This window comes from Pseudomonas shiyinii (assembly GCF_056725765.1).
The window spans coordinates 4,861,439-4,888,436 of record NZ_CM161522.1 but is presented as its reverse complement, the minus strand read 5'-3'; the positions used below and the strand labels follow the sequence as shown (position 1 = coordinate 4,888,436).

Here is a 26,998-nt window from a genome sequence, read left to right as displayed (position 1 = left end):
GGCGGATCATCCTTGATCGACGAGGGGTCATCCCAGGCGCACAACCTGTGGATAACTTTGTGAATAATACTTTGACAAGCTGTCCATGAAATGGCGTTCCAGCCGTCCTTTCACACCCTAGCCGAGCTTTGCCAGGTGCCGAATCCCCCGATTCCCTTTATTATGTGTGCTCAGTTTTCAACCGAACGCACAGTGACTGCCTGACCTTATGGCCATCTTGAACATTCTCGAATTCCCGGACCCGCGCCTGCGCACCATCGCCAAACCGGTGACAGAGTTCGACGACGCCCTGCGCCAGTTGATCGACGACATGTTTGAAACCATGTACGAAGCCCCGGGCATCGGCCTGGCCGCCACCCAGGTCAACGTGCACAAGCAGGTCGTGGTCATGGACCTGAGCGAAGACCGCAGCGAGCCGCGCGTCTTCATCAACCCCTCGGTCGAGGAACTGACCCACGACATGGGCCAGTACCAGGAAGGCTGCCTGTCGGTACCGGGCTTCTACGAGAACGTCGATCGCCCGCTGCGTGTGCGGGTCAAGGCCCAGGACCGCGATGGCAAGCCGTTCGAACTGGAATGCGAAGGCCTGCTGGCCGTATGCGTGCAGCACGAATTCGACCACCTCAACGGCAAGCTCTTCGTGGACTACCTGTCCCAGCTCAAACGCGACCGGATCAAGAAGAAGCTGGAAAAGCAGCACCGCCAGCAAGCCTGATCCCTACCTTCCAGAAGGCTTGCCCCGGCAAGCCTTTTTCTTTTTCAAGCGAGAACTCCATGCGCATCGTCTTCGCAGGCACCCCAGAGTTTGCCGCCGAACACCTCAAAGCCCTGCTCGACAGCCCCTATGAGATCGTGGCCGTCTACACCCAGCCCGACCGCCCGGCCGGCCGCGGCCAGAAGCTCATGCCGAGCCCGGTCAAGCAATTGGCGGTGGCCCATGACATCCCGGTGTTCCAGCCGCCGACCCTGCGCAATGCCGAGGCCCAGGCCGAGCTCGCCGCACTCGCGCCAGACTTGATGGTGGTGGTCGCCTATGGCCTGATCCTGCCGCAAGCGGTGCTGGATATCCCGCGCCTGGGCTGCATCAACAGCCACGCCTCCCTGCTGCCGCGTTGGCGCGGTGCGGCGCCGATCCAGCGCGCCGTCGAAGCGGGCGACGCCGAAAGCGGCGTGACCGTGATGCGCATGGAGGCGGGCCTGGACACCGGCCCCATGCTGCTCAAGGTGGTCACACCGATCAACGCCGAAGACACCGGTGGCACCCTGCACGACCGCCTCGCCCAGATGGGCCCGGGCGCAGTGGTGCAAGCCATCGCAGGCCTTGCCGACGGCAGCCTGCAAGGCGAAGTGCAGGACGACGCCCTGGCCACCTACGCACACAAGCTCAACAAGGATGAAGCCCGCATCGACTGGAGCCGCCCGGCGGTCGAGCTGGAACGCCTGGTCCGCGCCTTCAACCCGTGGCCGGTGTGCCACAGCACCCTCGATGGGGAAAGTGTGAAGGTCCTGGCTGCGGACTTGTCCACAGGCAAGGGCGCGCCCGGCGAAATCCTCAGCGCCAGCAAGGACGGCCTGGTCGTCGCCTGCGGTGAAGGCGCCCTGAGCCTGACCCGTCTGCAATTGCCCGGCGGCAAGGCCCTGGCCTTCAGCGACCTGTTCAACAGCCGCCGCGAGAAATTCGCAAGCCACAAGGTACTCGGCCAATGAACCCACGCCTGGCCGCCGCCCGCGCCCTTGCCGCCGTGCTCAGCGGCAAGGCCTCGCTGAACAGCTCGTTGCCGGCGCAACTGGACAAGGTCGAGGAACGCGACCGTGGCTTGGTCCAGGACCTGGCCTTCGGGACTGCCCGCTGGCAGCCACGCCTGGACCTGCTGGCCGCCCAGTTGCTGCAAAAGCCCTTCAAGACAGCCGACACAGATGTGCAGGCGTTGCTGCTGGTCGGCCTGTACCAGCTGTTCTACACCCGTATTCCGGCCCACGCCGCCATCGGCGAAACCGTTGGTTGCGCCGACAAGCTGAAGAAGCCGTGGGCCAAGGGCCTGCTCAATGCCGTGCTGCGCCGCGCCCAACGTGAAGGCGAGCAGATACTCGCGGGCCTCGAACGTGACCCGGTAGTGCGCACCGCCCACCCGCGCTGGCTGCAGAAGTCGCTCAAAGCCTTCTGGCCTGAGCAGTGGGAGGCCATCTGTGCCGCCAACAACGCCCACCCGCCGATGATCCTGCGGGTCAACCGTCGCCACCACAGCCGCGACGCCTACCTGGCACTGCTGGCTGAGGCGGGCGTTGAAGCCAGCGCCTGCCCGTACAGCCGCGACGGTATCCTGCTGGCTGACGCCTGCGACGTGCGTGGTCTGCCAGGCTTCGCCGAAGGCTGGGTCAGCGTCCAGGACGAGGCCGCGCAGCTGGCCGCCGACCTGATGGAGCTGGCGCCCGGCCAACGCGTGCTCGATGCCTGCTGCGCCCCCGGCGGCAAGACCTGCCACCTGCTGGAAGCCGAGGCGAACCTGGGCGAAGTGGTGGCCATCGACCTGGAGGCCAAGCGCCTGGCACGGGTACGCGAGAACCTCGACCGCCTGCAACTGGACGCCAAGCTGATCGCCTGCGATGCCCGTGACACCGCCAGCTGGTGGGACGGCAAGCCGTTCCAGCGCATCCTGCTCGACGCGCCGTGCTCGGCCACTGGGGTGATCCGCCGTCACCCGGACATCAAGCTGACCCGCCAGGCCGAGGACATCCCGGCCCTGGCCACGCTGCAAGGCGAGCTGCTCGATGCCCTGTGGCCGACGCTGGAGGTGGGCGGCATGCTGCTGTACGCCACCTGTTCCAGCCTGCCGACCGAAAACACCGAAGTGATCGATGCTTTCCTCGCCCGCACCCCGGGCGCCCGTGAGCTGGACCTGGCCACCGAAGCCGGCCTGCGCCAGCCCCATGGCCGCCAGCTGCTGGCCCAGGAAGGCGGCCACGACGGTTTCTACTATGCCAAGCTGATCAAGATCGCCGCCTCGCGCGGATAAAAACAGGTTAGGAGTGAGCGGATGAAGATCATCATCCTCGGAGCAGGGCAGGTAGGCGGCACGCTGGCGGAACACCTGGCCAGCGAAGCCAACGACATCACCGTGGTCGACACCGATGGCGACCGCCTGCGCGATTTGGGCGACCGCCTGGATATCCGCACCGTGCAAGGCCGCGGCTCACTGCCCACGGTGCTGCGCCAGGCCGGTGCCGACGATGCCGACATGCTGGTGGCGGTGACCAACAGCGACGAGACCAACATGGTCGCCTGCCAGGTGGCCTACTCGCTGTTCCATACCCCGACCAAGATCGCCCGGGTACGTGAATCGGCCTACCTCACCCGCGAAGAGCTGTTCGACAACGACCACATCCCGGTGGACGTGCTGATCAGCCCCGAGCAGGTGGTGACCAACTACATCAAGCGCCTGATCGAACACCCAGGCTCGCTGCAGGTGATCGACTTCGCCGAAGGCAAGGCACAGCTGGTGGCGGTCAAGGCCTACTACGGCGGCCCGCTGGTGGGCCAGCAATTGCGCCAGATCCGCGCCCACATGCCCAACGTCGATACCCGCGTGGCGGCGATCTTCCGCCGCGACCGCCCGATCACGCCACGTGGCGACACGGTGATCGAAGCCGACGACGAAGTCTTCTTCATCGCCGCACGCAAGGACATCCGTGCGGTCATGGGTGAGCTACGGCGCATCGACGAAACCAACAAGCGTGTGGTGATCGCCGGTGGTGGACAGATCGGCGAGCGCCTGGCCGAGGCCATCGAGAGCCGCTACCAGGTCAAGATCATCGAGATGAGCCCGGCCCGCTGCCGCCAGCTCTCCGACACCCTGGAAAGCACCGTGGTGCTGCAGGGCAGCGCCTCGGACAAGGACCTGATGCTCGAGGAGAACATCGCCGACGCCGACATCTTCCTGGCCCTGACCAACGACGACGAGGCCAACATCATGTCCTCGCTGCTGGCCAAGCGCCTGGGTGCGCGCAAGGTGATGACCATCATCAACAACCCGGCCTACGTGGACCTGGTCCAGGGTGGCGACATCGACATCGCCATCAGCCCGCAGTTGGCCACCATCGGCACGCTGTTGGCACACGTGCGCCGTGGCGATATCGTCAGCGTGCACTCCTTGCGCCGTGGCGCGGCCGAAGCGATCGAGGCGGTGGCCCACGGTGATGCCAAGTCGAGCAAGGTGATCGGCAAGGCGATCGAGGATATCGCCCTGCCACCGGGTACCACCATCGGGGCGATCATCCGCGACGAAGAGGTGCTGATCGCCCACGACGACACGGTGATCGAAGCGGGCGACCATGTGATCCTGTTCGTTGTGGATAAAAAGCATATCCGTGACGTGGAGAAGCTGTTCCACGTGGGCCTGAGCTTCTTCTAAGGAGAAAGCGACATGCGCGAATCACTGGAAAAGATGCTGGCCAAGGGTGTGGATAACGCCCTGCTGCGCTTCGGCCTGGGCAAGGCCTGGCTCGACGAAGGCAACGGTGCCGAGGCGGCGGTGCACCTGGCACGCTGTGTGGAACACGACCCCAAGTATTCCGCGGCGTGGAAGCTGCTGGGCAAAGCCTATCAGCTGCAGGGTGACCGGGCGGCGGCGCGCAAGGCCTGGGAGGAGGGGATCGTGGCGGCGCAGGCCCACGGGGACAAGCAGGCCGAGAAAGAGATGGCCGTATTCTTGAAGAAATTGGACAAGGTCTGAGCTTGTTAGGGCTGCGTTGCAGCCCTTTCGCGGCACAAGGCCGCTCCTACGGGCCCCTGTAGGTGCGGCCTTGTGCCGCGAAAGGGGCGCACAGCGCCCCCAAACTCTCAATACCAGCGCGCTTCGCCCGCCGGACGCTTCTTGAAGCGCTTCATGCTCCACATGTACTGGCTCGGGTACTCACGCACATAACGCTCCACCACCTTGCTCATGGCCGCCGCCGACACGGTCACATCCTCGCTGTACATCTCCTCGGGCGCCGCCTCCAGGAACACCTTGAAACCCGACCCGTCCGGCAGGCGCAGGGCATGCAGGAACACGCCGACAGCCTTGCCGCCGGCAAGCATGTTCGGCACGAACTTGCTGGTCAGCGCCTGGGTGCCGAGGAATGGCACGAACACGCCCGCCGACTCGGCCGGCTCCGGGTCGGCCGGGATCCCCACCTGGCCGCCACGACGCACTTCCTTGATCACGCTGAGGATGCCTTCCTTGGTCGAAGGCGCCACGCGGTTGCCCATCTGCACCCGCTGCTCGCGCAGCAGGTCATCCACCGCCTTGAGCTTGGGCGGGCGGTAGAAGATGATCGGCTTGCACTGGCTGCAATAGAAATGGTTCAGCACTTCCCAGTTACCCAGGTGGCTGGTGATCCCCACCACGCCCTTGCCCGAGGCCAGGGCCTGTTCCAGCACCTCCAGGCCATGCACTTCCTTGACCAGGTCCAGCGAACGCTGCGGCGGCCAGATCCAGGCGCAGGCGCTTTCCACGAAGGACTTGCCGATGTCCATCAGCGCACGACCCACGAGCTTTTCACGCTCGGCAGCGTCCATCTCCGGGAAGCACTTGGCCAGGTTGATGCGCACCACGTTGCGCGAACCGTTGGGGACCTTCCACATGAGCCAGCCGATCCCCGCGCCGACGCGCTGCACAGCACCCCAGGGCAGCTTGGCGAACAGTCGCAGCACCCCGACCATCAGGGCGCCTTTGAATTTTTCCACAGGCCGATTCCTTATTTCTGCAAGGCGGGCATTGTAACGCTTCAGCGCACCAGCGCGGCGTAGCGATCGCAGTCGGTGGTGTGGTCCATGACCATGCCGGTGGCCTGCATGAAGGCGTAGCAGATGGTGGGGCCCACGAAGGTGAAGCCGGCCTTCTGCAAGGCCTTGCTCATGGCCTTGGCCTCGTCGGTGACCGCCGGCACTTCGCTGCGGCTGGTGAAGTGGTTGACCTTCGGCTCACCGCCCACGAATGACCACAGCCACTGGCTGGGGTTATCCACAGCCAGCCAGGCCTGGGCATTGCGCCGGGCGGCCTTGAGCTTGAGGCGGTTGCGGATGATGCCGGCATCGAGCATCAACTCCTCGATCCGTTCGTCGCTCATCCGCGCCAGCTGCACCGGGTCGAAGCCATGCAATACCTGGCGATAGCGCTCGCGCTTCTTCAATACGGTGATCCATGAGAGCCCGGCCTGGAACCCTTCGAGCAAAAGCATCTCGAAGAGCAACGCCGGGTCGCGCTGCGGCGTTCCCCACTCCTGGTCATGATAGGCCTGGTACAACGGATCGTCGGTACACCAGAAGCAGCGTGGCATAAGGCTCCATTCCATGAGTAGAGGGCGAGGCGAATCAGGTTATACTCCCGCTCTTTACATCCGCATCCCCAGATACAGGTGAATTTCGTGAGCCAGCCTACGCCAGCCGTGCGTACCTTCCAAGACCTGATCCTCGCCCTGCAGCAGTACTGGGCCGAGCAAGGTTGTGTGGTGCTTCAGCCCTACGATATGGAAGTAGGCGCCGGCACTTTCCACACCGCCACTTTCCTGCGTGCCGTCGGCCCGGAAACCTGGAACGCCGCCTATGTGCAGCCCAGCCGTCGCCCAACCGACGGGCGGTATGGCGAAAACCCCAACCGCCTGCAGCACTACTACCAGTTCCAGGTGGTACTCAAGCCGAACCCGGCCAACTTCCAGGAGCTGTACCTCGGCTCGCTGAAGGCGATCGGCCTGGACCCGCTGGTCCATGACATCCGCTTCGTCGAAGACAACTGGGAATCGCCGACCCTCGGCGCCTGGGGCCTGGGTTGGGAAATCTGGCTCAATGGCATGGAAGTGACCCAGTTCACCTACTTCCAGCAGGTCGGTGGCATCGAGTGCTTCCCGGTCACCGGCGAAATCACCTATGGCCTCGAGCGCCTGGCCATGTACATCCAAGGCGTGGACTCGGTCTATGACCTGGTCTGGGCCGATGGCCCGTTCGGCAAGGTCACCTATGGCGATGTGTTCCACCAGAACGAAGTGGAGCAGTCGACCTACAACTTCGAACACGCCAATGTCGAGAAGCTGTTCGAACTGTTCGATTTCTACGAAAGCGAAGCCAACCGCCTGATCAAGCTGGAGCTGCCACTGCCGACCTACGAAATGGTCCTGAAGGCATCGCACACCTTCAACCTGCTCGACGCCCGCCGCGCCATCTCGGTGACCGAGCGTCAGCGCTACATCCTGCGCGTGCGTACCCTGGCCCGGGACGTGGCGCAAAGCTACCTGCAAGCCCGCGCACGCCTGGGCTTCCCGATGGCTACCCCTGAACTGCGTGATGAAGTGTTGGCTAAGCTGGAGGCTGCACAATGAGTGCTCAAGATTTCCTGGTTGAACTGGGCACCGAAGAGCTGCCACCCAAGGCCCTCGCCAGCCTCGGCGACGCCTTCCTGGCCGGCATCGAGAAAGGCCTGCAGGCCGCTGGCCTGAACTACACCGGCAAGCAGGTGTATGCCGCCCCGCGCCGCCTGGCCGTGCTGATCCGCCAGCTGGACGTGCAGCAGCCCGATCGCAGCATCAACATCGACGGCCCACCCCGCCAGGCGGCCTTCGACGCCGAAGGCAACCCGACCCAGGCCGCCCTGGGCTTCGCCAAGAAGTGCGGCGTGGAGCTGGCCGAGATCGACCAGAGCGGCGCCAAGCTGCGCTTCTCCCAGCACATCCCAGGCAAGGCCACCGCCAGCCTGCTGCCGACCATCGTCGAAGACTCGCTCAACGACCTGCCGATCCCCAAGCGCATGCACTGGGGCGCCAGCCGTGAAGAGTTCGTGCGCCCGACCCAGTGGCTGGTGATGCTGCTCGGCGACCAGGTCGTCGACTGCACCATCCTGGCCCAGCAGGCCGGTCGCGAATCCCGTGGCCACCGTTTCCACCACCCGGAAAACGTGCTCATCACCACCCCGGCCAACTACGTCGAAGACCTGCGCAAGGCCTACGTGCTGGCTGACTTCGCCGAGCGTCGCGAGCTGATCGCCAAGCGCACCGCGGAACTGGCCATGCAACAGGAAGGCTCGGCCATCGTGCCGCCTGCACTGCTGGATGAAGTGACTGCCCTGGTCGAATGGCCGGTGCCGCTGGTGTGCTCGTTCGAGGAGCGTTTCCTGGAGGTACCGCAGGAAGCCCTGATCACCACCATGCAGGACAACCAGAAATACTTCTGCCTGCTGGACAGCGAAGGCAAGCTGCTGCCGCGCTTCATTACCGTGGCCAACGTCGAGAGCCGCGACCCGAAGCAGATCGTGCAGGGCAACGAGAAGGTCGTGCGCCCACGCCTGACCGACGCCGAGTTCTTCTTCAAGCAAGACAAGAAGCAACCGCTGGAAACCTTCAACGAGCGCCTGAAGAACGTCGTGTTCCAGGCCCAGCTGGGTACTGTCTACGACAAGGCCGAGCGGGTTTCCAAGCTGGCTGCGTTCATCGCCCCGCTGATCGGCGGCGACGCCCAGCGCGCCGGTCGTGCCGGCCTGCTGTCCAAGTGCGACCTGGCCACCGAGATGGTCGGCGAGTTCCCTGAGATGCAGGGTGTGGCCGGCTACTACTACGCCCTCAACGATGGCGAGCCCGAAGACGTCGCCCTGGCGCTGAACGAGCAGTACATGCCGCGCGGTGCAGGTGCCGAGCTGCCGCAGACCCTGACCGGTGCTGCCGTGGCCATCGCCGACAAGCTCGACACCCTGGTCGGCATCTTCGGCATCGGCATGCTGCCCACCGGCAGCAAGGACCCCTACGCGCTGCGTCGCGCCGCCCTGGGTGTGCTGCGCATCCTGATCGAGAAGCAGCTGGATCTGGACCTGACCACTGCGGTCGAGTTCGCGGTCAAGCAGTACGGCAGCAAGGTCAAGGCCGCGGGCCTGTCCGAGCAGGTACTGGAGTTCGTCTTCGACCGCCTGCGCGCGCGCTACGAGGATGAAGGCATCGACGTCGCCACCTACCTGTCGGTACGTGCCCTGAAACCGGGCTCGGCCCTGGACTTCGACCAGCGCGTACAGGCCGTGCAGGCCTTCCGCAAGCTGCCGGAAGCCGAGGCCCTGGCGGCGGTGAACAAGCGCGTGTCGAACCTGCTGAGCAAGGCCGAAGGCGCGATCGCCGAGCAGGTCGAGCCGAAGTACTTCGACAACGCCAACGAGTTCTCGCTGTATTCGGCCATCCAGCAGGCCGACCAGGCCGTGCAACCGATGGCCGCCGCACGCCAATACAGCGAGTCGCTGGCCCGCCTGGCTGCCCTGCGTGACCCGGTCGACGCCTTCTTCGAGGCGGTGATGGTCAACGCCGAGGATGCCAAGGTACGCGCCAACCGTTATGCCCTGCTCAGCCGCCTGCGCGGCCTGTTCCTGGGCGTGGCCGACATCTCGCTGCTGGGGTAAGCCTTGAAACTGCTGATTCTTGATCGGGACGGCGTGATCAACTACGACTCGGACGCCTATATCAAGTCGCTGGAGGAGTGGGTGCCCATTCCCGGCTCGATCGAGGCCATCGCGCAGTTGAGCAAGGCGGGCTGGACGGTGGCCGTGGCCACCAACCAGTCCGGCATCGCCCGCGGCTACTACTCGCTGGCAACCCTCGAGGCCATGCACGCGCGCCTGCGCGCGCTGGTGGCCGAGCAGGGCGGCGAGGTGGGTTACATCGTGCATTGCCCGCACGGGCCGGACGACGGTTGCGATTGCCGCAAGCCCAAGCCTGGCATGCTGCGGGCGATCGCCGAGCATTACCAGGTGGCCCTGGCCGGCGTGTGGTTTGTCGGCGATAGTAAAGGTGACCTGGAGGCCGCCCTGGCCGTCGATGCACAACCTGTGCTGGTGAAGACCGGCAAAGGTGAGCGAACGCTGGAGAAAGGCGTTCCTCAAGGTACTTTGATTTTCGACGATCTGGCAGCCATCGCCAGAGCACTAATTTAAGCAGTGCGCCCACCGTGGCTCACTTTTCCTTAGGCGGGCACGCCCCGCAACGGTACATGCCACTATGTCGATCCTGCAGGCGATCAGAATCTTTCTTTTTTACCTGCTGTTGGGCACCAGTTCGCTGCTGTGGTGCTCGCTGAGCTTCTTCGTCGCGCCGTTCCTGCCGTTCCACAAGCGCTATCGGTTCATCAACGTGTACTGGTGCCGCTGCGCCGTGTTCCTGGCGCGAGTGATTCTGGGGATTCGCTACAAGGTCACCGGGGCCGAAAACGTGCCCAAGGAACCCTGCGTGATCCTGTCGAACCATCAGAGCACCTGGGAAACATTCTTCCTGTCGGCCTACTTCTCGCCATTGAGCCAGGTGCTCAAGCGCGAGCTGCTGTACGTGCCGTTCTTCGGTTGGGCCATGGCCATGCTGCGGCCCATCGCCATCGACCGGAAGAACCCCAAGGAAGCCCTGCGCCAAGTCGCCAGCAAGGGCGACGAGCTGCTCAAGCAGGGCGTGTGGGTACTGATCTTCCCGGAAGGCACCCGCGTACCCCATGGCCAGGTCGGCAAATTCTCTCGCGGCGGCACCGCACTGGCGGTGAATGCGGGCTTGCCGGTATTGCCGATTGCCCATAACGCCGGCAAGTTCTGGCCACGGGAAGGCTGGGGCAAGCGTCCTGGCACCATCGAGGTGGTGATCGGCGAGCCGATGTACCCGGTCGGTACCGGCCCACGTGCCATCGCCGAGCTCAACGACCGCGCCCAGGCCTGGAACGAAGCGGCCCAGCGGGCCATGGGTTCGCTGCCACCGGTGGCAGAAAATCCTGCACAGCAGAGCGCCTGACGATCTGTGGATAACGTGTGAGCAAGTTTTGGATCAATACCTTGAAAAGTTAGCTAAGTGATTGATTTAGCTGTTTATTTCTTTGTATGACCTTTTTCTGAAAATCGTGCATAAGTTTTTTCGCGGCATAAAAAAACCGGCTTTTACGCCGGTTTTTGCTTGAAGCTTTGTGTGGGAGCGGGCTTGTCCCGCGATTAGGCCAGCCCTGCCATCGCGACGGCATGGCAAAGGCTAGATCTTGTCGATATCCACATCCTTGGTCTCCTTCAGGCAGAAGATCCCCACCACCAGGCTCACTCCGGTGATCAACACCGGATACCACAGCCCATAGAAGATATCCCCGGTATACACCACCAGTGCGAACGACACGGTAGGCAGGAAGCCGCCGAACCAGCCATTGCCGATATGATACGGCAGCGACATAGAGGTGTAGCGGATGCGGGTCGGGAACAGCTCGACCATCACCGCCGCCAACGGCCCGTAGGTCATCGTGGCGATAAGGATCATGGCGACGATCAGCACCACCACCATCACTTGGTTGACGCTCGCCGGGTCCGCCTTGGCCGGGTACCCTGCTTCTTCGATGGCCATGCGCATGGCCGCTTCGTCGAAACCATCGATGTGCTGCTCGCCGATACTCACCACCACCGGGTCGCCCGCAGGGGCATCCACCGAGCTGTAGGGCAGGCCCTGCTTGACCAGGAACGTCTTGACCTTGTCGCAGGGGCTGTCGAAGCGTGCCTTGCCGACCGGGTCGAACTGGAAGGTGCAGCCTTGCGGGTCAGCTGTCACGACGATTGGAGCCTGCTGGCTGGCCGCAGCGATCTGCGGGTTGGCGTAATGGCTCAGGGCCTTGAACATCGGGAAATACAGCACGGTGGCCAGCAGCAGGCCGATCATCAGGATCGGCTTGCGGCCCACCCGGTCGGACAACCAGCCGAAGAACACGAAGAACGGCGCGCCGATCACCACGCTGATGATCAACAGCGTGTTCGCCTGGGCCGGGTCCATCTTGAGCATCTGGGTCAGGAAGAACAGCACATAGAACTGCGCGGTATAGAAGGTCACGGCCTGGCCGGCATTGATGCTGAACAGGGCGGTGAGCACCACCTTGAGGTTGGGCCAGGAAGTGAAGGACTCGCGAATCGGCGACTTGCTGACCTTACCCTGGGCCTTCATTTTCACGAAGGCTGGTGACTCTTCCATGCTCATGCGGATCCAGGTGGAGATGGCCAGCAGGACGATCGACAGCAGGAACGGCAAGCGCCAGCCCCAGGTCTCGAACTGGTCGCCACTGACATAGCGGCTGCCCAGCACGACCACCAGCGAAAGCAGCAAGCCAAGGGTGGCCGTGGACTGAATGAAACCGGTATGGAAACCCCGCTTGCCGGGCGGGGCATGCTCGGCCACATAGGTCGCCGCGCCACCGTACTCGCCGCCCAAGGCCAGGCCTTGGAGCATGCGCAGCAGCACCAGGATGATCGGCGCGGCGATGCCGATGCTGGCGTAGGTCGGCAGCAAACCAACGGCGAAGGTAGAAAGCCCCATCAGCACGATGGTCACCAGGAAGGTGTACTTGCGCCCGATCATGTCACCCAGCCGACCGAACACCAGCGCACCGAATGGCCGGACCAAAAAGCCTGCGGCGAACGCCATCAAGGCGAAGATGAACGCCGTGGTGTCGTTCACTCCAGCAAAGAACTGCTTGCTGATGACCGCAGCCAGGGCGCCATAGAGAAAAAAGTCATACCACTCGAACACCGTCCCGAGGGATGACGCGAAAATGATCTTGCGTTCCTCACGTCGGCTGACCGTACTGGCTGCCGTGCCTTGCTCTTGGATGTAATCCGACATCGTTGCTGTCCTCGGCCCGCAGGCCACAGTGATTATTGTTGTTTTCCACTGTCGGCGGCTTCTGACCGCGAGCCGCCGGTGTTGCACGCACCCGGGTCAGGGCGTCGGTATCGCGTTCAGGTCGTTGAGGTTGGTCTGTGTGGGGCTCCCGTTTCGGATCAGTTGAGCCGCCTTCTCGGCGATCATCAGTGTGGGTGAACAGGTATTGCCCGAGACGATCTGCGGCATGATCGAGGCGTCGGCTATGCGCAAGCCCGGTATTCCATGGACGCGCAGCTGGTTATCCACAACGTCCAGCGGGCCTGAGCCCATGCGGCAGGTGCCAACCGGGTGGAAGATGGTGGTGCCGATCCTGCCGGCGGCCTCGTGCAATTGCGCCTCGGTCTGCAGGGCGGGGCCTGGCAGGTATTCACGAGGGTCGAACGCCGCCAGGGCAGGGGCCTGTACGATGCGCCGCGTGAGGCGGATGGCATCGGCGGCCACACGCAGGTCCTCGGGGTCGCTCAGGTAGTTGGGGTCGATCAAAGGCGCGGCGAGCATGTCGGCAGAGCGGATGTCCACACGGCCACGGCTCGCGGGGCGTAGATTGCACACTGACGCGGTAAACGCCGCAAACCGATGCAACGGCTCGCCGAAGCGCTCCAGTGACAGGGGCTGGACGTGATACTGGAGGTTGGCGGTGGCCTGCTCCGGCCCGGAGCGAACGAACGCACCCAGCTGGCTTGGCGCCATGGCCAACGGACCACTGCGGTCATAGAGATAGCGCAGGCCCATCTCCATCTTGCCCCACAGGCTGTTGGCCATCTGGTTGAGCGTACGGGTGTTGCGCACCTGGTAGATCAGGCGCAATTGCAGGTGATCCTGCAGGTTGCCACCCACACCAGGCAGCTCATGACGCACGCCGATTCCAAGGCCCTCGAGCAGCTTGCGCGGCCCGATGCCTGAACGCTGGAGAATCCCGGGCGAACCCACGGAGCCTGCGCAAAGAATAATCTCCCGCTGCGCCTCGAAGGCATGCCAGGCGCCTTGCCAGTGCGCCTTCACGGCCTTGGCGCGGGTGTTGTCCAGGATAACCTGGTCGACCTGCACGCCGGTGAGCACGGTCAGGTTGGGGCGCGCCTGCACTGGCCGCAGGAAGGCCTTGGAAGCATTCCAACGCACGCCGCTGCGCTGGTTGACCTGAAAATATCCACAGCCGGCATTGTCGCCGGTGTTGAAGTCCGTCACCTTGGCAATGCCGCTCTGCTCGGCGGCGTCGCGGAAGGCATCCAGGATCGGCCAGCTGTAGCGTTGCTGCTCGACCCGCCATTCCCCCTCGCCACCATGGCTGTCGCTGGGGCCGGCGAAATGGCGCTCGCTGGCCTTGAACAATGGCAGTACGTCCTTCCACGCCCAGCCATCGTTGCCTTGCTCGGCCCAGCGGTCGTAGTCGGCGGCCTGGCCGCGCATGTAGATCATGCCGTTGATCGAAGAGCAGCCGCCCAGCACCTTGCCCCGCGGGTAGCCCAGGCTGCGCCCGCCCAGGCCTGGCTGCGCCTCGGTGTTGAAGCACCAGTCGGTACGTGGGTTGCCGATGCAGCGCAGGTAGCCGACGGGAATGTGAATCCAGGGGTAATTGTCAGGCCCCCCCGCTTCTAGCAGCAGGACGCGACAGGAGGGGTCGGCAGACAAGCGGTTGGCCAGCAGGCAGCCGGCGGGGCCGGCACCGACGACCACATAGTCGAAGACAGAATCGGCTGATGGCATGTGAAACCTCGCGCCTGATTTTTATTCTTGTCGAGGACCATCTTATTGATTAATTTCGCTGACGAAACACGAGATTTCGCGCAGCCGCTGTGCGTTTTAGCGCAACGCCTACCGGAGCCGTAATACCGCCCGCTCACACAGGGGGGCAGTGAAGCCCCAAATTCACAGGGAACAGCATGTTCGACTGGAATGATCTGCGGTACTTCCTCGAGTTGCAGCGCAGCGGCCGGCTGCTGACCGCCGCCAAGCGCCTCAACACCACCCACAGCACCGTCGCCCGGCATATCGAGAACATCGAGCAGAGCCTGGGCACCGCGCTGTTCGTCCAGCACGCTCAGGGCTACGAACTCACACCCTCCGGCCAGGCCTTGCTCAAGCATGCCGAAGCCATGGAAAACGTGGCCCTGCTCGCCCAGGAGGAAATCACCCAGGCCATCACGCCGCTGGGCAAGATCCGCCTCGGCGTCACCGAAGGCATCGGCATCATGTTCTTCACCCCGCGCATGAATGCGCTGTTCGAACGCTACCCGGGGCTCGAGGTTGAGTTGGTGGCGGTGCCGCGCTTCGTCAGCATTCTCAACCGGGAGGCGGAAATCAGCATCCACCTGGAACGGCCCAGCGCCGACCTGTTGATCACGCGCAAGCTCACCGACTACCGCCTGGCCCTGTATGCCAGCCAGGCGTACCTGGACCGGGCACCGCCCCTGCGTAACCGTGAAGACCTGGCCCGGCACAGCTGGATCGGTTACGTCGATGACCTGCTGTTCAGCCAGGAACTGCTGTTTCTCAACAGCTTCTGCCGTGCGCCCAACGTGGTATTCCGCAGCACCAGCGTGATCGCCCAGCAACAAGCCGCCCGTGCCGGGCTGGGCATTGCCGTGCTGCCCAACTACATGGCGCGGCATGATCCTGCGCTGGTTCGCGTATTGCCCAGCGAAACCATCCAGCGCAGCTACTGGATCTGTACGCGCCGGGAACTGCACAAGTCGGTACGTCTGCGGGTGGTCTGGGACTACCTGCTGGCGCTGTGCAACGCGCAGCAGGCCGAGCTGCTAGCCGACTAGCGCCTTGCCCGCCAACAACAGCGCCGCGCCGATGCCGGTCACGGCGAACAATTGCTGCAGGCGCGGCCCGGCCAGCTTGCTCGCCAAGGGGCGCGCCAGCAGCAGACCGAGCACGGCACCCGCGGCGAACGGTGCGCCTACTGCCCAATGCATGACGCCAGCCAGGCTGGCGCTGGCTACGCTGCCCACGGACACCAAGGCGATCACGGCCAGCGATGTGGCGACGATGCTCTTCATGTCCAAGTTGGTGTAGCGGTTCAAGGCCGGGATGATGACGAAGCCACCGCCAACACCCAGCAACCCGGACAGCAGCCCCGCCAGCACGCCCGTGAACGCCAGCGCCCGGGCGCAGGGGAGGGTCCAGCGCAACCGCCCCTGCAAAGGGTTGAGCACGCAGGGCATGATCTGCCGCTCACCGCAGGCTGGTTCGCCGCGCAACTCACGGTTCGCCTTGCGCCAGATACGCAGGCAGGCATAGACCAGCACCCCGGCGAACACGAGCGCGAGCGGGGTGTTCGGCAAGCGATGGGCCAACATCAAGCCGAACGGCGCTGCGACCACGCCGATAGCCGCGATGAACATTGCCGCGCGGTAGCGCACCAGCCCCTGGCGCAACCCCAGCACCGCTCCGACCGCCGCCGCCAAACCCACGGCGAGCAAGCCGATGGGAGCCGCTTCGACCATCGACAGCCCCAGGCCGAACACCAGCAAGGGCACCGCGAGGATGCCGCCACCGGCTCCCGTCAAGGCCAGTACAGCGCCAATAGCAGCCCCCAACACAGCACCAACAAGTTGCTGTTCGATCACTGCCCAGCCTCGACTACCAAAGGTTGTGGCCGCGCCAACCACTCGCGGCCTTTGAGCATTCCCTTCCAGTACAACGGCGGCAGTATCCGTGCCTTGAGCAACCAGGCCAGGCGCGTGGGCTGGCGCCCGTCAAGCAACCAGCGAGGGAAACTCGGCGCCACCTTGCCGCCGTAGGTGAATTCGGCAAGCACGATTTTGCCCCGCTCGACCGTCAACGGGCAGGAGCCGTAGCCATCGTATTGGGCCAGCGTAGCCAAGCGCCCAAGGGCCACCAGCACGTTGTTGGCGACAACCGGTGCCTGCTTGCGCGCGGCCGCGGCGGTCTTGGCGTTGCTGGTATTGGTGACGTCCCCCAGGGCGTGGATATTGGCGAATCGGCGGTGGCGCAAGGTCGCCGGGTCCACCTCCACCCAACCGGCGGCGTCGGCCAGCGGGCTTTGCCGAATGAAGTCCGGCGCGACCTGTGGCGGCACCACATGGAGCATGTCGAAGGCCTCGACCCGGGTTTCATTGCTACCGTCTGGCAGCGTGCGCACGAAGGTCGCCCGCTTGTTCGGCCCATCCACCGCCATCAGGCGATGGGAATAGTTGAGGTCGACGCCATACTTGTCGATGTAGGCCATGAGCGCGGGGACATAGTCGGCAACACCGAACAACACCGCGCCAGCGTTGAAGAAACTGGGCTTGATCGCGCCCAGGTGCCCCTGGCGCAACCAGTGGTCACACGACAAGTACAGCGCCTTCTGTGGCGCTCCCGCGCACTTGATCGGCATCGGCGGCTGGGTGAACAGCGCACGACCTTGCTTGAGCGTTTGCACCAGTTGCCAGGTATAAGGCGCCAGGTCATAGCGGTAATTGGACGTCACGCCGTTGCGGCCCAGGGTTTCGTTCAGCCCTTCGATGGCGCTCCAATCCAGCTTGAGGCCTGGGCAAACCACCAATTGCTCATAACTGATGGCACGACCATCTTCCAAGGTGACCAACTGCGCGTGGGGGTCGAAGCCTTCGACCCGCGCCTTGATCCAGCGCACCCCACGGGGAATGGTCGAGGCCATGGTGCGAGCCGTGCTCGGCGCCGTGAACACACCAGCGCCGACCATGGTCCAGCCAGGCTGGTAATAGTGCACATCGGCTGGGTCGACCAGGGCGATGTCCAGCGAAGGGTCACGGCCGATCAGGCTCGAGGCGGTGGCGATACCGGCAGCACCGGCACCGACGATCACCACTTTGTGATGGTCGGCACGGGATGTATCGGCAGGGGACAGCAGGGCAGGCATGGCGGTTTCCTTGAATCTCATTATGGGTGCAGCGCGGGCTTACAGCGTGTTCAGCGGGATCTTCAAATAGCTCACGCCATTGGCCTCGGGCTCGGGGAGCTGCCCGCTGCGCATGTTGATCTGTACCGAAGGCAGGATCAGCACAGGCATGTCGAGGGTCGCGTCACGGGCTTCGCGCATGGAGACGAAACTGTCCTCGCTGACCCCTTCATGGATATGAATATTGCCGGCACGCTGCTCGGCGACAGTGGTCACGTAGCGCAGCTCGCGGCCACCTGGCAGGTAGTCGTGGCACATGAACAGGTAGGTCTGGTCGGGGAAGGCCAACAGACGACGGATCGACCGATACAGGGTGCGGGCGCTGGCGCCAGGGAAATCGCAGCGGGCGGTGCCGTAGTCGGGTGTGAACAAGGTATCGCCGACGAACACAGCCGTTTCGCCTGCATCCTCGACTCTATAGCTCAAGCAGGCCGGGGTATGCCCGGGTGTGTGCAGCGCGCGGGCATGCAGGTTGCCGATGCGAAAGCCTTCTTCGTCCTCGAACAACACATCGAACTGGCTGCCGTCACGGGCGAAACCGGGCTCGGCATTGAACAACGTGCCGAAGGTCTTCTGCACCTGAGTGATCTGCGCACCGATGGCGGTGGTGCCACCGAGCCGGCGCTTCAGGTAGGCCGCGGCAGACAAGTGATCGGCGTGAACGTGCGTTTCGAGAATCCATTGCACCTTGGCCTCGCGCGACTCGACCAGAGCGATCAGGCGGTCGGCCGACTCGGTGCTGGTGCGTCCGGATTTTGGGTCGTAGTCCAGCACGCTGTCGATCAGTGCGCACTGGCGCGTCTCGCCATCCATGACCAGGTAGCTGATGGTCGAGGTTGCCTTGTCGAACAAGGCTTCCACATGAAGGTTGTTGCCGATGATCATTTCACTCTCCCATTATCCACCGGGCCTTCTTGAAGGCTTAGGCAGTGCAAAGTGCTTTATCAAGATGCATGCCACAGTTTTCGCTACCTCTTCCCTCCATAAATGCGGGCTTGCCCTGTGATAGAACCCTGTGTGCCTGTCAGAAGTGACAGCATCTGGCAGTCGACTGACAGCCAATGGCAGTGTTTGGCAGTCCTTGCTACGCTCGCTTGATCCTTTATCTGGTGCCGTCATGCAAGCCGCTTCTCATCCCGCGATCCTCGCGCTGGTGTCCTACCTCGAACACGATGTGCTACCCAGCATCGTGCTGGACACCGACTACAACATCCTGGCCGCCAATGCCGCATATCGTCGTCAGTTCGCCAGCCAGGACCACGCGCCCATCGGTCAGAAATGCCACCGGGTCTCGCACCACTATGCTGTGCCTTGTGATCAGGCTGGCGAGCATTGCCCGTTGCGCAAGTCACTGGACAGCAAGATGCCAGAGCGCGTGCTGCATATTCATCACACCCCCCGAGGCCCTGAGCATGTGGATGTAGAACTGCGCCCAATCCTCGATGACGAGGGCAGGGTGGTGGCGTTCGTCGAGCGTCTGACCAGCGTGACCCTGGCCTCCGCCCAGCCACAAGAGCAAGGGCTGGTCGGTCGGGCCCCTGCGTTCAAATCGGCTGTCGCCAGCCTGCAGCGGGCCGCACCGGCACAGATCCCGGTGCTGCTGCAGGGTGAGTCCGGTACTGGCAAGGAATTGTTCGCACGTGCCTTGCACTTGGGCAGCCCTAGGGCTAATGGTCCATTGGTGGTAGTGGACTGCACCGGTCTGACCGAGTCGTTGTTCGAGAGCGAGCTGTTCGGCTACGAGAAAGGCGCATTTACCGGTGCGACCCAACGCAAGATCGGCTTGGCCGAAGCCGCCCACGGGGGCACGCTGTTTCTCGACGAAATCGGTGAAGTGCCCTTGGCCATGCAGGTCAAACTGTTGCGTCTGATCGAGTCGGGCAGTTTCCGCCCGGTGGGCAGCACGCGAACGGTCCATTCGGATTTCCGCCTGGTTTCGGCGACCCACAAGCCCTTGAAGCAGATGGCTGCGGAAGGCTCCTTCCGTGAAGACCTGTATTACCGCATCAGCGGTTTCCCGATCCGCCTGCCTGCCTTGCGTGAGCGGGTGGAAGATCTGCCCCTGCTGTGTGAAAGCCTGTTGCAACGAATGGCAGGCAAACAGTCGCCAGAGATGACCGCCGAAGCCCTGGATCAGCTTAGCCTGCATACCTTTCCGGGGAATATCCGCGAACTGCGCAACATTCTTGAGCGGGCCAGGTTATTTGCCGATGACGGGCTGATCCGCCCGGAACACCTTCCGGAGGATATTTACCCTGTGGTCGAGGCGACCGTTTCACGCGGACGTGGCCGTAAAGAGATGGCCGACCTGATACACGCATTGGAGACTTTCAAAGGGTCTCGAAGCGAACTGGCCGAGCATTTGGGGATGAGTGAACGGACCTTGTACAGGCGCCTGAAAGCGTTGGGTTTATAGAACGTTCCACGTGAAACACTTTCCTCCAGACGAAAAAAAGCCAACCCATAAGGATTGGCTTTTAATTGCTGCTTGCTAATCAGAAGTCCAGGTTGGACACCGACAGCGCATTGCTTTCAATGAAGTCACGACGCGGCTCGACCGCATCGCCCATCAAGGTGTTGAACAGCTGGTCGGCAGCGATGGCATCTTCGATGGTCACCTTGAGCATACGACGCACGGTTGGGTCCATCGTGGTTTCCCACAGCTGGTCAGGGTTCATCTCGCCCAGACCTTTGTATCGCTGGATGGTATGACGCTTGGTGGTTTCGTTCATCAGCCAGTCGAGGGCTTCCTTGAACTCGGTGACCGCCTTGCGACGCTCGCCACGCTGAACATAGGCGCCCTCACCCAGCAGGGTCGCCAGCTTGGCGCCCACCGCGACGACCGAGCGGTAATCGTTGCTTCCGAAGAAGTCGCGGTTGAAGGTGACGTAGCTGGCCAGGCCGTGGGAGGTGACTTCCACTTCCGGCAGCCAGATGTTGCGCTCCTTGTCTTCGCGCAGGCTGGCCTGGTAGGTCAGGCCGGACTTCTGGCTGTTGTTCAGGCGCTCCTGGAATTTGCCCAGCCATGCCTGCATGCCTGCATGATCTGCCAGATGATCGAGGGTAACTTCCGGCAGGTAGATGAAGTGCTCGGTCAGTTCCTCCGGATACAGGCGCGACAGACGCTTGAGCGTTTTCATCACACCACGGAACTCGTTCACCAGCGCTTCGAGTTGCACGCCGGAAACGGCTGGCGCCGACTCGTCCAGGTGCAGGCTGGCATCCTCCAAGGCCGATTGGGTCATGTATTCTTCCATGGCCTCGTCGTCCTTGATGTACTGCTCCTGCTTGCCTTTCTTCACCTTGTACAGCGGCGGCTGAGCGATATAGATGTAGCCACGCTCGACCAGCTCCGGCAGCTGGCGGAAGAAGAAGGTCAGCAGCAGGGTACGGATGTGCGAACCGTCAACGTCAGCATCGGTCATGATGATGATGTTGTGATAACGCAGCTTGTCGATGTTGTACTCTTCGCGACCGATGCCACAGCCCAGCGCAGTGATCAGCGTGCCCACTTCCTGGGAGGAGATCATCTTGTCGAAACGTGCTTTCTCGACGTTGAGAATCTTGCCCTTGAGCGGGAGGATCGCCTGGGTGCGACGGTTACGGCCTTGCTTGGCCGAGCCACCCGCGGAGTCACCCTCCACCAGGTAGAGTTCGGAAAGGGCAGGGTCCTTTTCCTGGCAATCAGCGAGTTTGCCTGGCAGGCCGGCGATGTCCAACGCACCTTTGCGGCGGGTCATCTCACGTGCCTTGCGCGCCGCTTCACGGGCACGGGCAGCATCGATCATCTTGCCGACCACCGCCTTGGCTTCGTTGGGGTTTTCCAACAGGAAGTCGGCAAAGTACTTGTTCATCTCCTGTTCCACGGCGGTCTTCACCTCCGAGGAAACCAGCTTGTCCTTGGTCTGCGAGCTGAACTTCGGATCCGGCACCTTGACTGAAATGATTGCGGTCAGGCCTTCGCGGGCATCGTCACCGGTGGTCGCAACCTTGTTCTTCTTGGCCAGGCCTTCTTGCTCGATGTAGTTGTTCAAGCTACGGGTGAGCGAGGAGCGGAAGCCGACCAGGTGGGTACCACCGTCACGCTGCGGGATGTTGTTGGTAAAGCACAGCAGGTTTTCGTTGAAGCTGTCGTTCCACTGCAGGGCGACTTCGACACCCACGCCGTCATCACGCTGAACATTGAAGTGGAACACCTGGGAGTTGACCGGGGTCTTGTTGGTATTCAGGTATTCAACGAATGCACGCAGACCACCTTCGTACTTGAAGAACTCTTCCTTGCCGGTGCGTTCGTCCTTGAGCAGGATGCCTACGCCCGAGTTCAAGAATGACAGTTCGCGAATCCGCTTGGCCAGGATGTCCCAGCTGAAGTGGATGTTCTTGAAGGTTTCAGCCGAAGGCTTGAAGTGGATATGGGTGCCGGTAGTTTCGCTATCACCGACAACGGCCATAGGTGCCTGTGGAACACCATGGACGTAGGTCTGCTCCCAGATCTTGCCGCTGCGGCGTACGGTCAGTACCAGCTTCTCGGACAGGGCGTTCACCACGGATACACCCACACCGTGCAGTCCACCGGAAACCTTGTAGGAGTTGTCATCGAATTTACCGCCTGCGTGCAGAACGGTCATGATGACTTCGGCAGCCGATACGCCTTCTTCCTTGTGAACATCGACAGGAATGCCGCGACCGTTGTCGCGAACACTGATGGATTCGTCTGGGTGAATGATGACAGTGATGTCGTCGCAGTGACCGGCGAGCGCTTCGTCGATCGAGTTATCGACCACTTCGAAGACCATGTGGTGCAGGCCGCTGCCATCATCGGTGTCGCCAATGTACATGCCGGGACGCTTGCGCACGGCATCCAGCCCTTTCAGCACCTTGATGCTGGAGGAGTCGTACGTTTGATTTTCGCTCATGCCTTCACTCCCGATGGTCGTGGGTCTGGGTGATACGGCCTTGTTCCACGTGGAACAAAGCAACTGGCGTTTCCGTCTGCCAGCCTTCCCTCAGTAATTCGTGATCTACACAGGTGATAAAAACCTGGCAGTGTAATTCTTCCAGCAAGCGGCATAGCGCACGGCGATGCTGCTCATCCAACTCGGACGGCAAGTCATCCACGAGATAAATACAATGACCGCGGCGAGCCTGGCTGACGAGGTGGCCTTGGGCAATCCGCAGGGCACACACCACGAGCTTCTGCTGGCCCCGTGAGAGGATGTCGGCGGCGTTGTTCGCACCCAGTCGAAGGCGCAAATCTGCACGCTGTGGGCCGGCCTGGGTATGGCCTATCTGCTGATCCCGAAGAAGAGAAGAGGCGAGTACTTCGTTGAGTTCCCGGTCCTTGTCCCAGCCTCGGTAGTAGCTCAGGGTCAACCCGTCCAGCTCCACCAGTTCGCTCAGGGTTCGCTCGAAGACAGGCTTCAAGGCCTTGATGTAGTTGCGACGGTATTCATCTATCTCCGCGCTGGCCAGGCACAATTCCCGGTCCCAGGCAGCTTGCGAAGCAGCGTCAAGTGTACCATGACGCAACCATGAGTTCCGCTGCCGCAGTGCCTTCTGCAGGCGCTGCCAGGCAGCCATGAACCGAGGTTCCACGTGGAACACTCCCCAATCCAGAAACTGCCGTCGAATCTTAGGGGCGCCTTCAAGCAGACGAAAACTATCCGGGTTGATCAGCTGCAGCGGCAGCAACTCGGCCAGCTGGGCTGTACTACGCGCATTCTGCCCATCAATACGGATAGTGAATTCTCCCTGGCGATCCCTGGCGATGCCCAGGCTGCTGGTACCACCTTCGACAAGCTGAACTTCGCCAAATACCGTGCAGGTTGGCTGCTCGTATTGAATGACCGGGTTCAAGCGTGTACTGCGGAAGGACCGAGCCAACCCCAACAGGTGCACCGCCTCCAGCACACTGGTCTTGCCGCTGCCGTTGGCGCCGTAGAGGATATTGATGCGAGGAGAGGGAGAGAGAGTCACCGGGTGCAGGTTGCGCACCGCGGTGACCATGATACGTCGAAGGGACATTTGGCCTGCTACAGGTTACAGGCGCATCGGCATGACGACGTAGGAGGAATCATCGTTGCCGGCTTCCTGGAGCAGGGCGCTGCTGTTGGAGTCGGACAGGATCAGGCGCACCTGCTCCGTGGTCATGACGCCCAGCACGTCCAGCAGGTAGCTGACGTTGAACCCGATCTCCAGCGAACTGCCGTTGTAGTCGACGCTGATTTCTTCTTCCGCTTCTTCCTGCTCAGGGTTGTTGGCCTGGATCTTCAATTGGCCGGAAGCCAGCTGCAGGCGAATGCCACGGTACTTTTCGTTGGACAGGATCGCGGTGCGGCTGAATGCTTCGCGCAGCGCCTGACGATCACCGATCACCAGCTTGTCGCCACCTTTAGGCAGGACACGCTCGTAGTCCGGGAACTTGCCATCGACCAGCTTCGACGTGAAGGTGAACTCACCGGTAGTCGCGCGAATGTGGTGCTGGCCCAAAACGATGCTGACCATGCCTTCCGGGTCGGTCAGCAGACGCGCCAGCTCCAGGATACCTTTGCGTGGAACGATGACCTGGTGACGTTCGGCCTGGCCAATCGCCGCCTGCATGGAGCACAGCGCCAAACGGTGACCATCGGTGGCAACGGCGCGCAGCGTGTCGGTCGATACCTCCAGCAGCATACCATTGAGGTAATAGCGCACGTCCTGTTGGGCCATGGCGAAGCTGGTGCGCTCGATCAAACGGCGCAGCTTGCTTTGCTCCAGGTTGCAGGTCAGCGAGCCAGGGCCTTCCTCGACGGTCGGGAAGTCATTGGCCGGCAAGGTCGACAGGGTGAAACGGCTGCGACCGGCTTTTACCAACAGCTTCTGCTCGTCGACCTTGATATCGATCAGGACATCGTTGGGCAGGCTCTTGCAGATGTCCATCAGCTTGCGGGCCGGGACAGTGATCTCGCCAGGCTCCGCCGGCTCTTCCAGTTGCACGCGGCCAACCAGTTCGACTTCCAGGTCGGTACCGGTCAACGACAGTTGCTGGCCTTGTACGACCAGCAGCACGTTGGACAGGACCGGCAAGGTCTGGCGGCGCTCGACGACGCCTGCGACCAGTTGCAGGGGTTTCAACAGGGCTTCGCGTTGAATGGTGAAATGCATGGTCTAGTCCCTTGCCTTCAATTAGCTGCTCCGACGCCCATCAGGTCGTCAGCGTACGCAGCAGGTTCTTGTAGTCCTCGCGGATGTCCGCGTCGGATTCCTTCAATTCATTGATCTTGCGGCAGGCGTGCAACACCGTGGTGTGGTCCCTACCGCCGAACATGTCGCCGATTTCCGGCAAGCTGTGGTTGGTCAGCTCCTTGGACAAGGCCATGGCGACCTGACGTGGGCGAGCGACGGACCGCGAACGCCGCTTGGACAACAGGTCGGCGATCTTGATCTTGTAGTACTCGGCCACGGTACGCTGGATGTTATCCACACTGACCAGCTTGTCCTGAAGCGCCAGCAGGTCCTTGAGCGATTCACGAATCAGCTCGATGGTGATGTCCCGGCCCATGAAGTGCGAATGGGCGATCACCCGTTTCAGTGCGCCTTCCAGCTCACGTACGTTGGAGCGAATGCGCTGGGCGATGAAGAACGCTGCGTCGTGTGGCAGCTCGACCTTGGCTTGGTCGGCCTTCTTCATGAGGATCGCCACGCGGGTTTCCAGCTCGGGAGGCTCGACGGCAACCGTCAGGCCCCAGCCGAAACGTGACTTCAGGCGCTCTTCCAGCCCTTCGATTTCCTTCGGATAGCGGTCACTGGTGAGGATCACCTGCTGACCACCTTCGAGCAGGGCGTTGAAGGTGTGGAAAAACTCTTCCTGGGAGCGCTCCTTGCGGGCAAAGAACTGGATATCGTCGATCAGCAGCGCATCGACGGAGCGATAGAAACGCTTGAACTCGTTGATTGCATTGAGCTGCAGCGCCTTGACCATGTCTGCCACGAACCGCTCGGAATGCAGGTAGACAACCTTGGCATTTGGGTTCTTCTTGAGCAGATGGTTACCCACAGCATGCATGAGGTGGGTTTTACCCAGGCCCACGCCACCATAAAGGAAGAGCGGGTTGTAGCCATGCTTGGGGTTGTCGGCGACCTGCCATGCAGCGGCACGGGCCAGTTGGTTCGATTTACCTTCGACAAAGGTCTCGAAGGTGAAGGTGCGGTTCAGGTAGCTGGTGTGCTTGAGGGCGCCTTCGACCTGAACGGTGCGCTGCTCGGTACGACCGGTGGTAGCCGGCGCCGAGGCGGAATCGCCCATGGCGTCGAAATTGTCACGCGAAGACGGCTCTTCGATCTCGAGGGCAGGGGCAAGCTCCAGCGCAGGCTCGACGACCGGTTCGCTGGCTGCGACGACCTGGGCTGGTTGTTGCACCTGGGTCTGCTGGGCCATGGACGCCGCCATGGCTGCACTGACCGGCGCATTGGGCGCGGCACGCGGCGCGGAGCTGCGGCGGCTACCTATTAATAAGGAAAGGGCAGGCGCAATGCCGCTGCCATGCTCGCCCAACAGTTCGAGCAGGCGGCCCAGGTATTTTTCATTGACCCAATCGAGAACGAAACGGTTGGGCGCATACACGCGCAACTCGTCGCCTTCGGCTTCGACCTGTAGCGGACGGATCCAGGTGTTGAATTGCTGGGCAGGCAGTTCATCGCGTAGAAGCTCCACGCACTGCTGCCAAAGTTCCACTGACACGGATATCCCCTGAGTTGAAAGCCGGATGAGGCAAAAAACAAACCGCCATTGTACCGGGAGGTCAGCCACTTATCCACATGTGGCAACGACTTGGGCCCGGACCAACCTCCCAAAACGTCACCCAAATGACCTCCTGCCGTGTGAATAAGGCCTGTGGATAACCGCGCCTGAGGCCTATGCACAACCCCAACCTCAAGACTGTTGATAACTTGGCTGTGGGTAACCATGCATTTAATCCACAGCTTTTCCGCGGGCACAGCACAGCGGGAGCACGCCTTACCGACAGGGTTTTGAATCTCTGTACAACGCATGAATTAAGGCCTTGAGATGGTTATCCACAGCAGGTTATCCACCTAAGCTTTATAAGTTCTTCAGAAAAGCTTTTTATATGTCCTTCTTTTTTTTCATGTTGTCTTCCCGTGAGGCGTCCGATCAAGCCAGAGGCACGAGCGTCGGGTCGCGCCTTCCATAAGCAAACGTTGGTTGGAAATTGACCTATGGGCTTGCTTTCTCTAGAATCGCCGATCTCTTAAAAAGGGGGCCATTCCGGCCCGTTGTCGACAAACCCAGGTAACACGCCATGAAACGTACTTTCCAACCAAGCACCATCAAGCGCGCCCGCACCCACGGCTTCCGTGCCCGTATGGCTACCAAGAACGGCCGCGCTGTTCTGTCGCGTCGTCGTGCCAAAGGCCGTAAGCGTCTGGCAATTTGATTTTTCG

At 62.2% G+C, this 26,998-nt stretch carries 23 protein-coding genes; 12 read left to right on the top strand and 11 right to left on the bottom strand.

Going from position 1 to position 26,998, the window contains the following annotated elements:
* The first annotated feature begins 208 nt into the window (after nt 1-208).
* Genes def through ACXHGZ_RS22115 form a run of 5 tightly spaced genes read left to right on the top strand, consistent with a single transcriptional unit; the run spans nt 209 to nt 4,730 of the window.
* Nucleotides 209-715, top strand: a complete 507-nt coding sequence (gene def, locus ACXHGZ_RS22135; protein ID WP_016394290.1) for a peptide deformylase — start codon at nt 209-211, stop codon at nt 713-715.
* Between the two features lie 59 nt (nt 716-774).
* A complete protein-coding gene (gene fmt, locus ACXHGZ_RS22130; protein ID WP_480461581.1) occupies nt 775-1,707 on the top strand; it encodes a methionyl-tRNA formyltransferase in 933 nt (310 codons plus the stop codon).
* On the top strand, nt 1,704-3,014 hold the full coding sequence (gene rsmB, locus ACXHGZ_RS22125) for a 16S rRNA (cytosine(967)-C(5))-methyltransferase RsmB (protein ID WP_480461579.1): 1,311 nt from the start codon (nt 1,704-1,706) through the stop codon (nt 3,012-3,014). Before fmt ends, rsmB begins: the two co-directional genes overlap by 4 nt.
* 21 nt (nt 3,015-3,035) lie before the next feature.
* Nucleotides 3,036-4,409: a Trk system potassium transporter TrkA gene (gene trkA / locus ACXHGZ_RS22120; protein WP_084855234.1), complete on the top strand. Its 1,374-nt coding sequence runs from the start codon at nt 3,036-3,038 to the stop codon at nt 4,407-4,409.
* Nucleotides 4,410-4,421: 12 nt separating this feature from the next.
* Complete coding sequence (locus ACXHGZ_RS22115; protein WP_480461578.1) at nt 4,422-4,730, top strand: tetratricopeptide repeat protein; 309 nt, start codon at nt 4,422-4,424, stop codon at nt 4,728-4,730.
* A gap of 107 nt (nt 4,731-4,837) precedes the next feature.
* Here ACXHGZ_RS22115 and ACXHGZ_RS22110 read toward each other — a convergent pair whose 3' ends face one another.
* Both ACXHGZ_RS22110 and ACXHGZ_RS22105 read right to left on the bottom strand, forming a co-directional pair.
* The gene (locus ACXHGZ_RS22110) at nt 4,838-5,725 is read right to left on the bottom strand and encodes a lysophospholipid acyltransferase (protein ID WP_084855236.1); all 888 of its coding nucleotides are present in this window, start codon (nt 5,723-5,725) and stop codon (nt 4,838-4,840) included.
* 41 nt (nt 5,726-5,766) lie between these two features.
* Nucleotides 5,767-6,318 (bottom strand): DNA-3-methyladenine glycosylase I, encoded by a 552-nt coding sequence (locus ACXHGZ_RS22105; RefSeq protein WP_224457487.1) that lies wholly within the window; start codon nt 6,316-6,318, stop codon nt 5,767-5,769.
* Nucleotides 6,319-6,405: 87 nt separating this feature from the next.
* Here ACXHGZ_RS22105 and glyQ point away from each other — a divergent pair, with 87 nt between their 5' ends.
* The 4 genes from glyQ to ACXHGZ_RS22085 all read left to right on the top strand — a co-directional run bounded on the left by glyQ (nt 6,406) and on the right by ACXHGZ_RS22085 (nt 10,770).
* A complete protein-coding gene (gene glyQ, locus ACXHGZ_RS22100) occupies nt 6,406-7,353 on the top strand; it encodes a glycine--tRNA ligase subunit alpha (RefSeq protein WP_084855238.1) in 948 nt (315 codons plus the stop codon).
* On the top strand, nt 7,350-9,404 hold the full coding sequence (gene glyS / locus ACXHGZ_RS22095; RefSeq protein ID WP_084855239.1) for a glycine--tRNA ligase subunit beta: 2,055 nt from the start codon (nt 7,350-7,352) through the stop codon (nt 9,402-9,404). The genes glyQ and glyS overlap by 4 nt, the downstream gene beginning before the upstream one ends.
* A gap of 3 nt (nt 9,405-9,407) precedes the next feature.
* Nucleotides 9,408-9,935, top strand: coding sequence for a D-glycero-beta-D-manno-heptose 1,7-bisphosphate 7-phosphatase (gmhB, locus tag ACXHGZ_RS22090; protein ID WP_480461575.1), 528 nt, complete (start codon nt 9,408-9,410; stop codon nt 9,933-9,935).
* Nucleotides 9,936-9,999: 64 nt separating this feature from the next.
* Nucleotides 10,000-10,770 carry a lysophospholipid acyltransferase family protein gene (locus ACXHGZ_RS22085; RefSeq protein ID WP_084855241.1) on the top strand — a complete coding sequence of 257 codons (771 nt, stop codon included), beginning with the start codon at nt 10,000-10,002 and terminating at the stop codon, nt 10,768-10,770.
* Between the two features lie 231 nt (nt 10,771-11,001).
* On the opposite strand, the gene ACXHGZ_RS22080 is transcribed toward ACXHGZ_RS22085, so the two are convergent.
* Together ACXHGZ_RS22080 and ACXHGZ_RS22075 are read right to left on the bottom strand one after the other, a co-directional pair.
* Entirely contained in the window at nt 11,002-12,624 is a 1,623-nt protein-coding gene (locus ACXHGZ_RS22080; protein ID WP_480461573.1) for an MFS transporter, read from the bottom strand.
* 96 nt (nt 12,625-12,720) lie between these two features.
* Nucleotides 12,721-14,370: a GMC family oxidoreductase gene (locus ACXHGZ_RS22075; RefSeq protein ID WP_480461572.1), complete on the bottom strand. Its 1,650-nt coding sequence runs from the start codon at nt 14,368-14,370 to the stop codon at nt 12,721-12,723.
* A 176-nt stretch (nt 14,371-14,546) separates the two neighbouring features.
* Here ACXHGZ_RS22075 and ACXHGZ_RS22070 point away from each other — a divergent pair, with 176 nt between their 5' ends.
* Nucleotides 14,547-15,434: a LysR family transcriptional regulator gene (locus ACXHGZ_RS22070; RefSeq protein WP_084855244.1), complete on the top strand. Its 888-nt coding sequence runs from the start codon at nt 14,547-14,549 to the stop codon at nt 15,432-15,434.
* Here ACXHGZ_RS22070 and ACXHGZ_RS22065 read toward each other — a convergent pair.
* Genes ACXHGZ_RS22065 through ACXHGZ_RS22055 form a run of 3 tightly spaced genes read right to left on the bottom strand, consistent with a single transcriptional unit; the run spans nt 15,423 to nt 18,442 of the window.
* Complete coding sequence (locus tag ACXHGZ_RS22065; RefSeq protein ID WP_480461570.1) at nt 15,423-16,241, bottom strand: sulfite exporter TauE/SafE family protein; 819 nt, start codon at nt 16,239-16,241, stop codon at nt 15,423-15,425. The genes ACXHGZ_RS22070 and ACXHGZ_RS22065 overlap by 12 nt on opposite strands.
* Complete coding sequence (locus tag ACXHGZ_RS22060) at nt 16,238-17,518, bottom strand: NAD(P)/FAD-dependent oxidoreductase (RefSeq protein WP_480461568.1); 1,281 nt, start codon at nt 17,516-17,518, stop codon at nt 16,238-16,240. Before ACXHGZ_RS22060 ends, ACXHGZ_RS22065 begins: the two co-directional genes overlap by 4 nt.
* A 39-nt stretch (nt 17,519-17,557) precedes the next feature.
* Complete coding sequence (locus tag ACXHGZ_RS22055) at nt 17,558-18,442, bottom strand: MBL fold metallo-hydrolase (RefSeq protein ID WP_480461565.1); 885 nt, start codon at nt 18,440-18,442, stop codon at nt 17,558-17,560.
* Nucleotides 18,443-18,674: 232 nt separating this feature from the next.
* Between ACXHGZ_RS22055 and ACXHGZ_RS22050 the strand changes: the two genes are divergently transcribed.
* Nucleotides 18,675-19,973, top strand: coding sequence for a sigma-54 interaction domain-containing protein (locus tag ACXHGZ_RS22050; RefSeq protein WP_480461563.1), 1,299 nt, complete (start codon nt 18,675-18,677; stop codon nt 19,971-19,973).
* A 79-nt stretch (nt 19,974-20,052) separates the two neighbouring features.
* Here ACXHGZ_RS22050 and gyrB read toward each other — a convergent pair whose 3' ends face one another.
* From gyrB to dnaA, 4 genes are read right to left on the bottom strand one after another with little or no spacing between them, the layout of a single operon-like run.
* Complete coding sequence (gene gyrB, locus ACXHGZ_RS22045) at nt 20,053-22,473, bottom strand: DNA topoisomerase (ATP-hydrolyzing) subunit B (RefSeq protein WP_324815814.1); 2,421 nt, start codon at nt 22,471-22,473, stop codon at nt 20,053-20,055.
* A 4-nt stretch (nt 22,474-22,477) separates the two neighbouring features.
* The gene (gene recF / locus ACXHGZ_RS22040; RefSeq protein WP_480461561.1) at nt 22,478-23,581 is read right to left on the bottom strand and encodes a DNA replication/repair protein RecF; all 1,104 of its coding nucleotides are present in this window, start codon (nt 23,579-23,581) and stop codon (nt 22,478-22,480) included.
* Nucleotides 23,582-23,596: 15 nt separating this feature from the next.
* Nucleotides 23,597-24,700 carry a DNA polymerase III subunit beta gene (gene dnaN, locus ACXHGZ_RS22035; RefSeq protein WP_196154726.1) on the bottom strand — a complete coding sequence of 368 codons (1,104 nt, stop codon included), beginning with the start codon at nt 24,698-24,700 and terminating at the stop codon, nt 23,597-23,599.
* A gap of 40 nt (nt 24,701-24,740) precedes the next feature.
* Complete coding sequence (gene dnaA, locus ACXHGZ_RS22030) at nt 24,741-26,276, bottom strand: chromosomal replication initiator protein DnaA (protein WP_480461559.1); 1,536 nt, start codon at nt 26,274-26,276, stop codon at nt 24,741-24,743.
* Between the two features lie 580 nt (nt 26,277-26,856).
* Between dnaA and rpmH the strand changes: the two genes are divergently transcribed.
* The gene (gene rpmH / locus ACXHGZ_RS22025; RefSeq protein WP_003253163.1) at nt 26,857-26,991 is read left to right on the top strand and encodes a 50S ribosomal protein L34; all 135 of its coding nucleotides are present in this window, start codon (nt 26,857-26,859) and stop codon (nt 26,989-26,991) included.
* Nucleotides 26,992-26,998 lie beyond the last annotated feature (7 nt).

Bases quoted from the DNA above. Each gene is read 5' to 3' on its own strand.
- trkA (WP_084855234.1), top strand. From the start codon at position 3,036: ATGAAGATCATCATCCTCGGAGCAGGGCAGGTAGGCGGCACGCTGGCG.
- ACXHGZ_RS22060 (WP_480461568.1), bottom strand. From the start codon at position 17,518: ATGCCTGCCCTGCTGTCCCCTGCCGATACATCCCGTGCCGACCATCAC.
- ACXHGZ_RS22050 (WP_480461563.1), top strand. From the start codon at position 18,675: ATGCAAGCCGCTTCTCATCCCGCGATCCTCGCGCTGGTGTCCTACCTC.
- ACXHGZ_RS22075 (WP_480461572.1), bottom strand. From the start codon at position 14,370: ATGCCATCAGCCGATTCTGTCTTCGACTATGTGGTCGTCGGTGCCGGC.
- rpmH (WP_003253163.1), top strand. From the start codon at position 26,857: ATGAAACGTACTTTCCAACCAAGCACCATCAAGCGCGCCCGCACCCAC.
- rsmB (WP_480461579.1), top strand. From the start codon at position 1,704: ATGAACCCACGCCTGGCCGCCGCCCGCGCCCTTGCCGCCGTGCTCAGC.
- ACXHGZ_RS22070 (WP_084855244.1), top strand. From the start codon at position 14,547: ATGTTCGACTGGAATGATCTGCGGTACTTCCTCGAGTTGCAGCGCAGC.
- gyrB (WP_324815814.1), bottom strand. From the start codon at position 22,473: ATGAGCGAAAATCAAACGTACGACTCCTCCAGCATCAAGGTGCTGAAA.
- fmt (WP_480461581.1), top strand. From the start codon at position 775: ATGCGCATCGTCTTCGCAGGCACCCCAGAGTTTGCCGCCGAACACCTC.
- ACXHGZ_RS22085 (WP_084855241.1), top strand. From the start codon at position 10,000: ATGTCGATCCTGCAGGCGATCAGAATCTTTCTTTTTTACCTGCTGTTG.
- ACXHGZ_RS22080 (WP_480461573.1), bottom strand. From the start codon at position 12,624: ATGTCGGATTACATCCAAGAGCAAGGCACGGCAGCCAGTACGGTCAGC.
- ACXHGZ_RS22115 (WP_480461578.1), top strand. From the start codon at position 4,422: ATGCGCGAATCACTGGAAAAGATGCTGGCCAAGGGTGTGGATAACGCC.
- ACXHGZ_RS22105 (WP_224457487.1), bottom strand. From the start codon at position 6,318: ATGCCACGCTGCTTCTGGTGTACCGACGATCCGTTGTACCAGGCCTAT.
- ACXHGZ_RS22055 (WP_480461565.1), bottom strand. From the start codon at position 18,442: ATGATCATCGGCAACAACCTTCATGTGGAAGCCTTGTTCGACAAGGCA.
- glyS (WP_084855239.1), top strand. From the start codon at position 7,350: ATGAGTGCTCAAGATTTCCTGGTTGAACTGGGCACCGAAGAGCTGCCA.
- recF (WP_480461561.1), bottom strand. From the start codon at position 23,581: ATGTCCCTTCGACGTATCATGGTCACCGCGGTGCGCAACCTGCACCCG.
- dnaN (WP_196154726.1), bottom strand. From the start codon at position 24,700: ATGCATTTCACCATTCAACGCGAAGCCCTGTTGAAACCCCTGCAACTG.
- def (WP_016394290.1), top strand. From the start codon at position 209: ATGGCCATCTTGAACATTCTCGAATTCCCGGACCCGCGCCTGCGCACC.